The 12,675-nt window shown below is 70.9% G+C and carries 13 protein-coding genes; 6 read left to right on the top strand and 7 right to left on the bottom strand.

The window, feature by feature from the left end; genetic code table 11:
* The first annotated feature begins 48 nt into the window (after positions 1-48).
* Both C1A17_RS12435 and C1A17_RS12430 read left to right on the top strand, forming a co-directional pair.
* The gene (locus tag C1A17_RS12435) at positions 49-849 is read left to right on the top strand and encodes an SDR family NAD(P)-dependent oxidoreductase (protein WP_101653270.1); all 801 of its coding nucleotides are present in this window, start codon (positions 49-51) and stop codon (positions 847-849) included.
* Between the two features lie 238 nt (positions 850-1,087).
* Positions 1,088-2,509: an MFS transporter gene (locus C1A17_RS12430; RefSeq protein WP_245873739.1), complete on the top strand. Its 1,422-nt coding sequence runs from the start codon at positions 1,088-1,090 to the stop codon at positions 2,507-2,509.
* Between the two features lie 46 nt (positions 2,510-2,555).
* Here the strand turns inward: C1A17_RS12430 and rlmB are convergent, their stop codons facing one another.
* From rlmB to C1A17_RS12410, 4 genes are all read right to left on the bottom strand, one after another.
* On the bottom strand, positions 2,556-3,506 hold the full coding sequence (rlmB, locus tag C1A17_RS12425) for a 23S rRNA (guanosine(2251)-2'-O)-methyltransferase RlmB (RefSeq protein ID WP_101653269.1): 951 nt from the start codon (positions 3,504-3,506) through the stop codon (positions 2,556-2,558).
* Positions 3,507-3,554: 48 nt separating this feature from the next.
* Complete coding sequence (gene cysS / locus C1A17_RS12420; RefSeq protein WP_101653268.1) at positions 3,555-5,024, bottom strand: cysteine--tRNA ligase; 1,470 nt, start codon at positions 5,022-5,024, stop codon at positions 3,555-3,557.
* 97 nt (positions 5,025-5,121) lie between these two features.
* The gene (locus tag C1A17_RS12415; RefSeq protein WP_101653267.1) at positions 5,122-6,126 is read right to left on the bottom strand and encodes a Clp protease N-terminal domain-containing protein; all 1,005 of its coding nucleotides are present in this window, start codon (positions 6,124-6,126) and stop codon (positions 5,122-5,124) included.
* Complete coding sequence (locus C1A17_RS12410) at positions 6,123-6,371, bottom strand: hypothetical protein (protein WP_101653266.1); 249 nt, start codon at positions 6,369-6,371, stop codon at positions 6,123-6,125. The genes C1A17_RS12415 and C1A17_RS12410 overlap by 4 nt, the downstream gene beginning before the upstream one ends.
* A 217-nt stretch (positions 6,372-6,588) precedes the next feature.
* On the opposite strand from C1A17_RS12410, the gene C1A17_RS12405 reads away from it, so the two are divergent.
* From C1A17_RS12405 to C1A17_RS12390, 4 genes are all read left to right on the top strand, one after another.
* Positions 6,589-7,683, top strand: a complete 1,095-nt coding sequence (locus C1A17_RS12405) for an S-(hydroxymethyl)mycothiol dehydrogenase (RefSeq protein ID WP_101653265.1) — start codon at positions 6,589-6,591, stop codon at positions 7,681-7,683.
* Positions 7,680-8,363 (top strand): MBL fold metallo-hydrolase, encoded by a 684-nt coding sequence (locus tag C1A17_RS12400; RefSeq protein WP_101653264.1) that lies wholly within the window; start codon positions 7,680-7,682, stop codon positions 8,361-8,363. The genes C1A17_RS12405 and C1A17_RS12400 overlap by 4 nt, the downstream gene beginning before the upstream one ends.
* Before the next feature lie 638 nt (positions 8,364-9,001).
* Entirely contained in the window at positions 9,002-9,979 is a 978-nt protein-coding gene (gene dctP / locus C1A17_RS12395) for a TRAP transporter substrate-binding protein DctP (RefSeq protein ID WP_101653263.1), read from the top strand.
* 149 nt (positions 9,980-10,128) lie between these two features.
* Positions 10,129-10,692, top strand: coding sequence for a hypothetical protein (locus C1A17_RS12390; RefSeq protein ID WP_101653262.1), 564 nt, complete (start codon positions 10,129-10,131; stop codon positions 10,690-10,692).
* Positions 10,693-10,710: 18 nt separating this feature from the next.
* Here C1A17_RS12390 and ispF read toward each other — a convergent pair whose 3' ends face one another.
* The 3 genes from ispF to C1A17_RS12375 are packed head-to-tail and all read right to left on the bottom strand — an operon-like array spanning position 10,711 to position 12,406.
* Positions 10,711-11,199: a 2-C-methyl-D-erythritol 2,4-cyclodiphosphate synthase gene (gene ispF, locus C1A17_RS12385; protein WP_101653261.1), complete on the bottom strand. Its 489-nt coding sequence runs from the start codon at positions 11,197-11,199 to the stop codon at positions 10,711-10,713.
* Positions 11,196-11,909 (bottom strand): 2-C-methyl-D-erythritol 4-phosphate cytidylyltransferase, encoded by a 714-nt coding sequence (ispD, locus tag C1A17_RS12380; protein ID WP_219618303.1) that lies wholly within the window; start codon positions 11,907-11,909, stop codon positions 11,196-11,198. Before ispD ends, ispF begins: the two co-directional genes overlap by 4 nt.
* 14 nt (positions 11,910-11,923) lie before the next feature.
* Positions 11,924-12,406 carry a CarD family transcriptional regulator gene (locus tag C1A17_RS12375; RefSeq protein ID WP_101653259.1) on the bottom strand — a complete coding sequence of 161 codons (483 nt, stop codon included), beginning with the start codon at positions 12,404-12,406 and terminating at the stop codon, positions 11,924-11,926.
* Positions 12,407-12,675 lie beyond the last annotated feature (269 nt).

Genomic DNA, 12,675 nt, shown 5'->3' with positions numbered 1-12,675 from the left:
TCGCCCGCACCGACCCGTGCAGACACGCACCCCGATGAAAGGCCGATCATGAGCGCAGCAGCCGACTTCCCCTCCATCCCCGGTCAGTTCGACCTGTCCGGCACCACCGCGGTCGTCGTCGGCGCCGCCTCGGGCCTCGGCCGGGCCACCGCGCTCGGCCTCGCCGACGCCGGCGCCCGGGTCGTGTGCGCCGACCTCGACGAGACCGGCGCCGCGGAGACGGTCGACATCATCGCCGGCCGCGGAGGCACCGCCGAGGCCGCAGCGATCGACGTCACGTCGACGGAGTCCGTCGAGGCGCTCGTCGCCGCCCACTCCGATGCCGCCGCCCTCGTCATGACGCCCGGTCTCAACATCCGCAAGCGGATGCTCACCACCACGGACGAGGAGTTCGACCGGGTCATCGACATCAACCTCAAGGGCACCTACCGCCTCATGCGCGGGTTCGGCGCGCAGATGGCCGAGCGCGGCCGGGGATCGATCATCACCTTCGCCTCGTTCCGCGCTCTTGTCGTCGAGCCCGGTCAGGGGCTGTACGCCGCCGCCAAGGCCGGGGTCGTGCAGCTGACGAAGGCGCTCGCGAGCGAGCTCGGGCCCTCCGGCGTGCGGGTCAATTCGATCCTGCCGGGGCCGTTCGAGACCCCGCTCACCGCGCAGATCAAGTCCGACGAGGAGTGGTGGAACGCGTACGCGGACAAGACCGCCGTGGGCCGCTGGGGCATCCTCCACGAGATCGCCGGCCCGGTGCTGTTCCTCGCCTCCGACGCCTCGAGCTTCGTCACCGGACACTCGCTCGTCGTCGACGGCGGCTGGATGGCGCAGGACGGGCGGTTCTCCCCCCGCGTGTGATGCGAGGGCGGGTGCCGGCACCCGGTGAGGGCCCGTCGGCCGGGAGCCGAAACCCGCTGCACGATCCGGGTCGCACCCACCCCGCCGAAAGTTACCCGCAGGTCACCTGTGTCCCGTCATATGAGACGACACGACGCTCACCAGTGGACACTCCGGGGGCGCGGGTGTAGAACTTGCAAGGTCACCCGATCGCATCGTCATCGTCGACGGTCGATCGTCCCCCCAGGAAGGAACTCCGGTGTCCTCGTCCTCCCCCGCCGCTTCCGCAGGCCCGGCGCACGATGCCGAGCTGCGCAAGCGGACCCTGCGCAAGGTCGCCCTCCGGCTGACCCCGTTCCTCGGGCTCCTCTACTTCATCAACTACCTCGACCGGACGAACATCGGCTTCGCCGGCCCGAACGGGATGAATGACGAGCTCGGTCTCACCCAGACGATGTTCGGTCTGGCCTCGGGCGTCTTCTTCGCCGGCTACCTCCTCCTCGAGGTGCCGTCGAACCTCGCCCTCCACCGGTTCGGCGCACGCCGCTGGATCGCCCGCATCCTCGTCACCTGGGGTGCGATCGCCGCGCTCATGGCGTTCGTGCCGACCGACAGCTGGGCCGGCATCTCCGGCGAGTGGTGGCTCATCATCCTCCGGTTCCTCCTCGGCATCGCCGAGGCCGGCTTCTTCCCGGGCATCATCCTCTACCTGACGTTCTGGTTCCCCAAGTCCGAGCGCGCCAAGGCCGTCGCATACTTCATGGTCGCGATCCCGCTGTCGAGCGTCATCGGCGCCCCGGTGTCCGCGCTCCTCATCGAGCACGGCGACCAGCTGCTGTGGGGCATGTCCGGCTGGCGGTTCATGTTCCTCATCGAGGGCCTGCCCGCGATCCTCCTCGGCATCATCTGCTGGTTCTTCCTCACCGACCGGCCGCAGGACGCGAAGTGGCTCGCCCCCGATGAGCGGCAGTGGCTGCAGGCGGAGATGGAGCGCGAGGAGTCGGAGACCGCCGCGAAGTACCACGTGCCGCTGCGCAGGTCGCTCACCGCCGGCCGCGTGTGGGCCCTCGCGTTCGTGTACTTCGGCGTGGTCTACGGCCTCTACGCCATCAGCTTCTTCCTGCCGACGATCATCGAGGGCTTCCAGGAGCGGTTCGGCGTCGAGTACTCGATCTGGGAGAAGGGTCTGCTCACCGCGGTGCCCTTCACCTTCGCCGCGGTGTTCATGATCTTCTGGGCCCGCCACGGCGACCGCACCGGCGAGCGCGTGTGGCACGTCGCCGCTCCGTCGATCGTCGCCGCGATCACCATCCCGATCACGGCCTACGTCGGTTCGCCGTTCCTTGCGATGGTGTGCGTGTCGATCTTCGCGTGCGGCGTCATGGGCTCGCTCGCGACGTTCTGGCCCCTGCCCACCGCGTTCCTCTCCGGCGTGGCCGCGGCCGCGGGCGTGGCGCTCATCAACTCCGTGGGCAACGCCTCGGGCTTCTTCGCCCCGTACATCACCGGCTTCCTCGCCGACGCGACCGGCTCGCAGACTGCGGGCATGTGGGTGATCTCGGGAGCGATGATCATGGCCGCGATCATCACCGTGTCGCTCGGCGCCCTGCCCAAGCAGGGTGCCGCCGCGGACGGAACGGCTGCCGGTGCCGACCCGGTGCCCCCGCGCGACGTGCGCTGATCACACCGGACGCGGGTGCCGAGGGGCCCTACCCTCGGCGCCCGGGTCAGCCCTGCCGGGCGCGGGTGCGAGCGACCTCGTAGAGGGTGACGGCTGCCGCGATGCCGGCGTTGAGCGATTCGGTGCTCGCCTGGATCGGTATCGACACGATCTGATCGCACAGGTCGCCGACGAGGCGGGACACGCCCTTGCCCTCGGAACCGACGACGATGCACACCGGGGCGGTCGCGAGCTCGAGGGCGGGGAGCTCGACGTCGCCGTCCATGTCGAGCCCGAGGACGAAGACCCCCTGCTTCTTGAGGTCCTGGATCGAGCGCGCGAGGTTGACCACGCGCGCCACCGGGATGCGCGAGGCGGCCCCGGCCGAGGTCTTCCAGGCCGCCGCGGTCATGCTCGCCGAGCGGCGCTCGGGGATGATGACCCCGTGCCCGCCGAACGCGGCGGTCGAGCGGACGATGGCCCCGAGGTTGCGCGGATCGGTCACCCCGTCGAGAGCGACGAGCAGCGGGGTCTCGAAGCGCTCCGCAGCGAGCGCGAGGAGGTCGTCGGGGTGGGAGTACTCGTACGGCGGGACCTGGAGCGCGAGCCCCTGGTGGATCGCGTCGTCGGTGAGGCGGTCGAGGTCCGGCCGGCTCGCCTCGAGGAGTGCGATGCCCCGCTCGGCCGCGAGCGCGATCGATTCCCTGACGCGGTCGTCGGAGTCGATCCGCTGGGCCACGTAGAGCGCCGTCGCCGGCACTCCGGCGCGGAGCGCCTCGAGCACGGAGTTGCGCCCGGCCACCACGTCGGCACCGACCTCGCGCTTCTTGCGCTTGGCCTGCGCGGTCTGCCGCGCCTTCTTCGCCTGGGCCTCCTTATGCGCCTTGTGGTAGACGCGGTCCTCGGCGCGCGGGGTGGGCCCCTTGCCCTCGAGCTTGCGCTTGCCCTGGCCGCCGGTCCCCTTCCGGGGGCCCTTGCCGGCCCGGCGGACGGCTCCGCCGCGTGACTTCGGTGGCATTTCGGTGTTCCTGTCTGTCGACGTGGGAGCGGATGGGTGCGTCTGGGGTCAGTCCGCCAGCGACCAGCGGAAGCCGCCCGGGGTGTCCTCGATCGCGATGCCCGCAGCACTCAGACGATCGCGGATCGCATCCGCCCGAGCGTAGTCCTTCTCCCCCTTGGCCGCGAGCCTTTCGGCGGCGAGCTCGGAGACGAGGGCGTCGAGCGCACGGTTCGCGGAGTCGTCTCCGCCCGCAGCGCCCGCCCAGTTCGCGGCCGTCGGGTTGACCCCGAGGATGTCGAGCATGAGCTCGATCTCCGCGACGAGGCGCACGAGCGCGACCGAATCCGATTCGGACGGCGCGGATCCCGCCGCGTCGAGGAGCCGATACCCCTCGCTCACCCGTTCGAAGGCGACGGCGAGGGCGCGCGGGATCGCGAGGTCGTCGTCCATCGCCGAGGCGAAGGCGGCGGGCACGTCGACCGTCCGCTCGGCATAGCCGCGGCGGGCGTCCGGCACCGAGGGCGCCGCATCCCCGAGCGCCTGGCGGGCGCGGATGAGGAAGTTCGCGAAGCGGTCGAGCGCCGCCCCCTGCTGGCCGACGAGCTGCTCGGAGAACTCGAGCACCGAGCGGTAGTGGGCGGTGGAGAGGAAGTAGCGCACGGTGATCGCCGGGAAGCGGTCGAACAGCTCGTGGGCGAAGATCGAGTTGCCGAGCGACTTCGACATCTTGTCCCCGCCGACGTTGAGCAGCCCGGAGTGCATCCACACCCGGGCGAAGGCGTCGCCGGCCGCCTGGGACTGCGCCTTCTCGTTCTCATGATGCGGGAACCGGAGGTCGAGGCCGCCGCCGTGGATGTCGAACTCGGCGCCGAGGTACTTCGTCGACATCGCCGAGCACTCGATGTGCCAGCCCGGCCGGCCGCGGCCCCACGGGGTCGGCCACGAGGCGGTGTCCGGGTCCTCGGACTTGTGGGCCTTCCACAGCGCGAAGTCGCGGGGGTCGCGCTTCCCGCGCAGCGGGGCGTCGGCGGCGTCGGCCATGTCCTCGAGCCGCTGGTTGGTGAGCCCGCCGTACTCCGGCCAGCTGCCCGCGGCGAAGTACACGTCGCCGGAGCCGTCGAGCGCCTCGTAGGCGAAGCCCGCGTCGAGGAGGCGGGAGATGAGCTCGATCATCTCGGTGATGTGGCCGGTGGCCCGGGGCTCGTAGGTGGGCCGGAGCACACCCATCCGGTCGTAGGCCTCGGTGAAGGACTGCTCGTAGTGGTAGGCGTGCGCCCACCACGTCCGGCCCTCGTCGACCGACTTGCTGAGGATCTTGTCGTCGATGTCGGTGACGTTGCGGACGAGGGTGACGTCGTACCCGCGGTACCCGAGCCAGCGGCGCAGCTGGTCGAACACCACGGCCGACCGCATGTGCCCGATATGGGGCGCGCCCTGCACCGTGGCTCCGCACACGTAGATCCCGGCCCGGCCCTCGGCCACCGGGCGGAAGGGTTCGAGGGTGCGGGTCGCGGTGTTGTACAGCTGAATGGTCACGGTCAGAGTCTAGCGAGAACCGCGGACAGGTCCCTGCGGGCGGTCCGGGCCCGAGGCACATGCCGGGGCCCGGCGCCGGCCCGCACCGCGCGCACGACTACTCGTCCTCGCCGCGCGCGCAGGCGTCGGACAGGAGCAGGAGCCGGTGCCGGGGCGCGAAGCGGAGGCTGTACCGGGCGACGAGCGCCCACAGCCGCGCGGTGCGGCCGTAGGTGCGCCGCGCGGTCTCGTAGAGCACGACCGTCCCGCCGGGGACCGGCATGAGCTCGAAGCGCTCGTAGCCGGTGACCTGATCGGCCGGACCGGGGACCTTTCCGTCGACCTCCTCGCCGCTGAAGACCACCCTCCAGGCGATGGCCCCCAGCGGGTCGGGCTGCCGGTCGACGCGGAAGACGCCTCCGCCGCCGACGATCCGCCGGATCTGCTCGGGGTCCTCGAGAACGGCCCGGACGCGCGAGGGGTCGGCGGACACGAAGTGGCTCTGCGCGATCGCCGCGGCGGGTTCGCCGCCGGGCCAACACCCAGGCAGCACCCGCGCCGGACGCGGGACCGCGGGGGACGCGCGACGAACGCCGCGCCCGGTCCCGCTCACGGGTCCGCCCGTCGCATCGGCCCGGAGTGCTGCGACCGATGCCCCGCAGTGTTCGATGATCGCAGCGATCCGGCCGGAGGGCTCGGCGAGGAGATCGCGGAGGATCCCGGTCTCGAAGTCGGCGCCCCGGAGGCGTCGCCGTCGGCGGCGCTCCCCGAAGGAGAACGGGTTCCAGCCGGGACCCTGGGACAGCACCTCCCGGGCCGCTCGGGACATCGGCAGGTCCCCCACCTCGCGGGCGGTGAGCCCCGCCATGTCGCGGACGTCGCGGACGGGCACAGTGGTGGGGTCGATGCCGATGTCGCCCAGACGCTCGGCCCTCACCGCGGTCACCGCCCGACGGGCACGCGCGAGGGTGACGCCGTGCGCGGCGAGGGTCTGGGCCGGTCCGCCGCCGGCGCCGAGGAGGCCGAGGAGCAGATGCTCGATGTCGAGCTCGGCACGGTGCTCGCGCATGGTCTCGAACCAGGCCGCGCCGCTGATGGACATCGCACGGTTGAAGGAGTTCATCTCTTGCCTCCGGATCGTCTGAGGAGTGCGGGGGCGACCCGCGAACGGTACTTGCGGTGAACCGCCTGCTTGGACACGCCGAGCGCATCGGCGATCTGCTGCCAGGTCATGCCCTGCCCGAGGGCGGACTCGACCTGCGCGAGCTCGAGGGAGTCGGTGAGGGTCCGCAGCTCAGCGACCGCCCGCAGACCCCGGATCGGGTCCGCGGTGTCGCCGGCGACGGCGGTGAGCGTTCGATCTGCCATGCTGTCAATATATGTTGACAGCTGTCGTTCGTCAACATCTGTTGACACGTTGCCCTCCTCGCCGTCGTGGCGCCCACTCCCGTCCGGCGGTCACCGCACCTTCCGCGCCCCCTCACCAGTGCGCCTCGGCTCCGCACCTTCCGCGCCCCTCCCACGGCCCCTAGACTGGCGACAGACACATCATCGACCGCGCATGCGCGCGTGAACGGGAGGCCCCATGCCCACCACAGTCAAGGGAGTCGTCGCGAAGGCGAAGGGGGAGCCGGTCGAGGTCACCGACATCGTCATCCCCGATCCCGGACCCGGCGAGGTCGTCGTCGACGTCAAGTCCTGCGGCGTCTGCCACACCGACCTCCACTACCGCGAGGGCGGGATCAGCGACGACTACCCGTTCCTCCTCGGCCACGAGTCCGCCGGCGTCGTCGCCGAGGTGGGTGAGGGCGTCGATTCGGTCGAGGTGGGCGACTTCGTCGTCCTCAACTGGCGCGCGATCTGCGGCGACTGCCGCGCCTGCCGCCGCGGCGAGCCCTGGTACTGCTTCGACACCCACAATGCGACCCAGAAGATGACGCTCACCGACGGCACCGAGCTCGAGGCGGCGCTCGGCATCGGCTCCTTCGCGGAGAAGACGCTCGTGGCGGCCGGCCAGTGCACGAAGGTCGACGAGTCCGATCCGGCCGTCGTCGGTCTGCTCGGCTGCGGAGTCATGGCCGGCATCGGCGCCGCGATCAACACCGGTCAGGTGACCCGCGGGAAGTCCGTGGCGGTCATCGGCTGCGGCGGCGTGGGCAATGCCGCGATCGCCGGTTCCCACCTCGCCGGCGCCTCGCCGATCATCGCGATCGACTTCGACGAGAAGAAGCTCGCCGCGGCGCAGGACCTCGGCGCGACCCACACGATCGTGTCGAAGGACCTCGACGAGGACGGCGTGGTGGCGGCCGTGCAGGAGCTCACCGGTGGGTTCGGCGCGGATGTCGTCATCGACGCGGTGGGGCGCCCGGAGACGTGGCGCCAGGCGTTCTACGCCCGGGACCTCGCCGGCACGGTCGTACTCGTCGGCGTCCCCACGCCGGAGATGGAGCTCAGTGTGCCGCTGCTCGACGTGTTCGGCCGGGGCGGTTCGCTCAAGTCCTCGTGGTACGGCGACTGCCTGCCCGACCGCGACTTCCCCATGCTCGTCGACCTCTACACCCAGGGGCGCCTGCCGCTCGAGAAGTTCGTCACCGAGCGCATCACGATCGACGGGGTCGAGGACGCGTTCGCCAAGATGGGCCGCGGCGAGGTCCTGCGATCGGTGGTGGAGTTCCGATGAGCGCACGCATCGATCACGTGGTGACCTCCGGGACGTTCTCGCTCGACGGCGGGACCTGGGAGGTCGACAACAACGTCTGGATCGTCGGCGACGACCGCGAGGTCATCGTGTTCGATCCCGCCCACTCCCCCGAGGCCGTCGTCGAGGCGGTCGCCGGCCGCACGGTGCAGGCGATCGTCCTCACCCACGGGCACGACGACCACATCCGGGCGGTCCGGGACACCCAGGATGCGCTCGGCGGCCCGCCCGTGCTCCTCAACCCCGAGGACCGGGTGCTGTGGGACATGGTGTACCCGGATTCCGAGCCGGACGCGCCGCTGGCCGACGGCCAGGAGCTCACGGTCGCGGGCGTCACGCTCCGGGCGATCCACACCCCGGGCCACTCACCGGGCTCGACGTGCTTCTTCGCCCGGTCCGGACTGTCGGTCGCAGGGCTGCCGGGGGTGTCCGAGAGCGACGCGGCCGAGGCGCCGGTGCTGATCTCCGGGGACACCCTGTTCCAGGGCGGGCCCGGTGCCACCGGGCGCTCGTACTCGAGCTTCGACACGATCATCGAGTCGATCAGTTCGAAGCTCTTCGCCCTCCCGGAGGAGACGGTGGTCCTCACCGGGCACGGCGATGCGACCCGGATCGGCGACGAGAAGCCGCACCTCCAGGAGTGGATCGACCGCGGGGAGTGAGCCTCGGTGAGTTCGCGGGAATGAGCCCGCGGCACTCGCCGGGAACGAACCGGTGAGCTGGCCAGTCGATGACGCCCGGAGGCGAAGGCCTCCGGGCGCCGTCGAGTGCGGGCGGAGCGCAAGGGCGACAGCCACATCGGGCTGGGCGCGAGAGCCGCTGCGGATGGGGCGCGAGGGTGCCTGTGCAGTGCGGCGTCTCATTCAACAGACCCGGTATTCAATACCGAACGATCCTTCGCTAAGCTCTCTTCAACGCACGACGACGTGCGCACCCGCGCAGGGTCCCCCTCCCCGAGCCGCACCCTCGGGACCGAGAGAAGCAGGTCCGCAGATGACGACCATGTTGACAAAGAACTGACTCGCCGCGTCCGTCCTCGCAGCCGGCGCCTCGCTCGCGCTGCTCGGCGGCTGCGCCGGATCCGCCGGCGACGGGGGCGGCGGTGGTCAGGGCGGGGGCGAGGGCTTCGAGTACGGCGCCTCCCAGGAGGACGTCGACGCCGCGATCGCCGACCTCGACCCGGTGACGCTCACCTATCAGCCGGGCGGTTCCTCACAGGAATCGCTCACGGCGGCGAGCGGTCTCGCCTTCAAGGAGTACGTCGAGGAGCATTCGGGCGGGAAGACACCCTCGAGATGGTGTGGGGCCAGACGATCGCCGGCTACCCCGAGCTCGAGGACGCCTCGTCGACGGCCGGGTCGATCTCGCCTTCCATGCGGCGATCTACTTCCCCGAGGAGTTCCCCACGGTCGACGCCTTCAGCAAGATCACCCAGTACTCGACTCCCGCACCCCTCACCGGCGAGGCGATCTCGACGGCGATGATGGCCGAGCACGGCTGGAACACCGCAGAGCACCTCGAGTCCTTCGAGGAGAAGGGCCTCACCCCGCTCTCACCGCTCATGAATTCCGGGGACTACTGGACCGCATGCCGCGAACCGGGGACGACGACCGACGACTGGAACGGCCGCCAGATGCGGATCGCCGGCACAGCCCACACCGCGATCACCGAGGCGCTGAATGCGAGCCCGGTGTCCATGGAGTACGGCGAGACCTTCGAGGCGCTCCAGCGCGGCACCGTCGACTGCACCTTCGTCCAGCCGCAGGTCGCCGGCTCGACCGGCCTCCTCGAGGTCGCTCCGCATGTGGCCCATTTCGCCGACTCCCGGATGACCGGTTCCGCGACGGCGGCTCATGTCGCGGGTTCGGCGTTCCAGGAGCTGCCGCTCGCCTACCAGCAGATCCTCTTCGACGGCGAAGTCGACCATTTCCACGGCATCATCCAGAACACCCTCGATGCGCAGTACCAGGCGGTCATCGACGCCACGGAGAACGGCGGCGAATTCTCCGAGATGGATCCGGAGACCGAAAAGGTGATGTCGGACGTCCAGGAGCAGCTCGTCGACGACCTCATCGCGGAGGGCCGCCTGCCCGAGGACATCCGCGAGCAGATGGAGGCGTCGGCGGAGAAGTGGACCGGCATCGTCGAGGATCTCGGCTACACGGACGACGGCGAGCTCACCGACTTCGACCAGTGGTACGAGACCGGCGGCGTCGACTTCCGCCCGCTCGGCGAGCGCGTCTTCACCGAGGCGGCCGAGGCCCACCGTCCGAGCTGACCCGCCCATCGCGCGACCCTGACACCGCGGCCGCACCGGAGCGATCCGGTGCGGCCGCGCCGCGTCTGCGGCTCGCAGCACGGGAATCTTCCGTCCCAGAACGGCGTTGTACAGGAACCGACGCACCCCACCCGCAGAGGATCGATCCCATGCCCCGCACCCACGACCCGGCAGCGCCCGAGTACACCCTGGGCCGGCACGAGGAGATGTGGGTCACCGCCCAGGTCAATCAGCCCGGGTGGAACCTGTTCTACGGCATCGCGCTCCTCGTCGTCGCGGCCTCGCTCGCCGCTTCCGTCCTCGTCGCCGGCCTCACCGGCGGGTCGACGCTCATCGCCCTCTCGCTGTCCGCGGTCATCGCGGTCGGCGGGGTCGTCCTCAGTCGGATGGGACTCCAGCGCATCCGGCCGCTCCAGCGCCTGCGGAAGAACCTGCCGCCGCAGGAGGAGCGGACGGTCGAGGTGCGCGGCCTCCGCGGGCCCGGCGCACTGCTGCTGCGCGGCGCGGACGGCCGGGATGTCGAGCTGCGCGGACCCGCCCCCGCAACCGGGACCGGAGAGCGCTCGGAGACCGCGCTCGTCGCCGGGACGAGCGCCCGCCTCGCCGTGTACGCCCCCTATGACGAGTTCGGCGCCGCGCCTGCGCGCCTGCTCTTCCCCGATGGTGAGCACGCGATCGGCTGGATCACCGACGACGCCGCCGCACGGATCTGAACGGGGTCCCGGCTCCGCTCAGACCCGCAGGACGAGTGCGGTCGCGATCGCCGCGACCCCTTCGCCCCGACCGGTGAGCCCGAGCCCGTCCGTCGTCGTCCCGGACACCATGACCGGTGCCCCGGCGGCAGCCCCGAGCACCGCCTGCGCCTCCGCACGGCGGGTGCCGATCTTGGGCCGGGTGCACACCGCCTGGACCGCGATGTTCCCGATCTCGAAGCCCGCCGCCCGCACAAGCCGGGCGGCCTCGGCGAGGAGCTCCGCCCCCGAGGCGCCTGCGAGCTCCGGGCGGTCGGTGCCGAAGTGCGCGCCGAGGTCGCCGATCCCGGCCGCGGAGAACAGCGCATCGCAGCACGCATGGGCGACCGCGTCCGAATCTGAATGGCCCTCGAGCCCTGGCACCCCTTCCCAGTGGAGACCCGCGAGCCACATCGGGCGATCCGGATCCGCGGAGACGGCGTGGACATCGACGCCGATGCCGATCTGCGGCAGGCTCGGCTCACTCATGCAGGGGACTCCTCGAGATGGATCCGCGCGATGCGGAGATCGATCGGGTAGGTGATCTTGAGCGCCCGCTCGTCGCCGGCGACGGCCTCGACCGGATGACCGAGCCGCTCGACGAGCTGGGCGTCGTCCGTGGCCGCCGGGTGAGGATCGGAGCGCTGGTGCGCGTGGGCCTCGCGGAGCACTGCGGCGTCGAATCCCTGCGGGGTCTGCACCCTGCGCAGGGCGGCTCGGTCGAGATCGCTCACGAGCGCCTCCCCGCCGGTCGGACCGGTCCCGGTCGCGCGCTTGACCGTGTCGGTCATCGGGAGCACGGGCACCACCGCCGGGGCACCGGCCCGCAGCGCACCGACGACCCGGGTGAACACCGCGGGCGGGGTGAGACAGCGGGCGGCGTCGTGGACGAGCACGAGATCCGGGGAGTCGGCGGCCGCGAGCGCCCGGTCGACCGAAGCGATGCGGTCGGCTCCCCCGGCGACGACGCGCACCGCAGTGCCCGCCCCGGGACCGAGGTCGGCGGAGGCGAGGAGCGCGGCGAGGAGGTCCTGCGCCGGACGCACGAGCGCCTCGGGCACGGCGACCACGATCTCCGTGGCCGCACCCGAGGCGAGGGTGCCGAGCACGCAGTGCTCGAGGAGCGTCATCCCGGCGAGTTCGACGAACGCCTTGGGGCGGTCGGAGTCGAGCCGGGTCCCCGACCCGGCGGCCGGGATGACGACGCAGACGTTCAGGACGCGAGGACCTCGTCGAGGAGGGCTTCGGCCTCTTCCTCCTCCTTCTTCTCCGCCAGTGCGAGCTCGGACACGAGCACCTGGCGGGCCTTGGCGAGCATCCGCTTCTCACCGGTGGAGAGTCCGCGGTCCTGCTCGCGGCGCCAGAGGTCGCGGACGACCTCGGCGACCTTGATGACGTCGCCGGACTGGAACTTCTCGAGATTCGCCTTGTAGCGGCGGGACCAGTTCGTGGGTTCCTCGGAGATCTCTGCACGGAGGACGTTGAAGACCTTCTCGAGGCCCTCTTCGCCGACGACGTCGCGCACGCCCACGAGATCACAGTTCTCGGCCGGCACCTCGATGGTCAGATCGCCGTGCGACACCTGCAGCTTGAGATAGAGCTTCTCCACACCCTTGATCGCACGCGTCTTGATTTCCTGGACCGTCGCTGCTCCGTGATGAGGATAGACAACGGTATCGCCGACCTGAAAATTCATATTCTCCTGAACCCCTTTCGCGGACCTCCAGTTTACCATGACATGCACCACAGAGATCTCTCAGATTCGTATTCGCCTGTGGTAACGTGCGCCAATTCATCTGCCGTTAACACTGGTGAGAGGCCTGCGGACACGACGGGCAGCACCCGCCGGCCCCGCTCCGGGCGCCCCCGAGCACTCGCGGATGATCCCCCGGGCCACCCGTCCGCCCGCTCCGAGCTCCCCCGGTGCTCTCCCGGCAGCACCCGACGGCTGCTCCCCGGGCGGTA

The organism is Brevibacterium ihuae (genome assembly GCF_900184225.1).
Taxonomy (GTDB): domain Bacteria; phylum Actinomycetota; class Actinomycetes; order Actinomycetales; family Brevibacteriaceae; genus Brevibacterium; species Brevibacterium ihuae.
The sequence above is the reverse complement of the archived record's forward strand: the minus strand, read 5'-3'. Positions and strand labels throughout refer to the sequence as shown.

Bases quoted from the DNA above. Each gene is read 5' to 3' on its own strand.
- C1A17_RS12435 (WP_101653270.1), top strand. From the start codon at position 49: ATGAGCGCAGCAGCCGACTTCCCCTCCATCCCCGGTCAGTTCGACCTG.
- rlmB (WP_101653269.1), bottom strand. From the start codon at position 3,506: ATGCCACCGAAGTCACGCGGCGGAGCCGTCCGCCGGGCCGGCAAGGGC.
- C1A17_RS12415 (WP_101653267.1), bottom strand. From the start codon at position 6,126: ATGAACTCCTTCAACCGTGCGATGTCCATCAGCGGCGCGGCCTGGTTC.
- C1A17_RS12410 (WP_101653266.1), bottom strand. From the start codon at position 6,371: ATGGCAGATCGAACGCTCACCGCCGTCGCCGGCGACACCGCGGACCCG.
- C1A17_RS12405 (WP_101653265.1), top strand. From the start codon at position 6,589: ATGCCCACCACAGTCAAGGGAGTCGTCGCGAAGGCGAAGGGGGAGCCG.
- C1A17_RS12400 (WP_101653264.1), top strand. From the start codon at position 7,680: ATGAGCGCACGCATCGATCACGTGGTGACCTCCGGGACGTTCTCGCTC.
- C1A17_RS12390 (WP_101653262.1), top strand. From the start codon at position 10,129: ATGCCCCGCACCCACGACCCGGCAGCGCCCGAGTACACCCTGGGCCGG.
- ispF (WP_101653261.1), bottom strand. From the start codon at position 11,199: ATGAGTGAGCCGAGCCTGCCGCAGATCGGCATCGGCGTCGATGTCCAC.
- C1A17_RS12375 (WP_101653259.1), bottom strand. From the start codon at position 12,406: ATGAATTTTCAGGTCGGCGATACCGTTGTCTATCCTCATCACGGAGCA.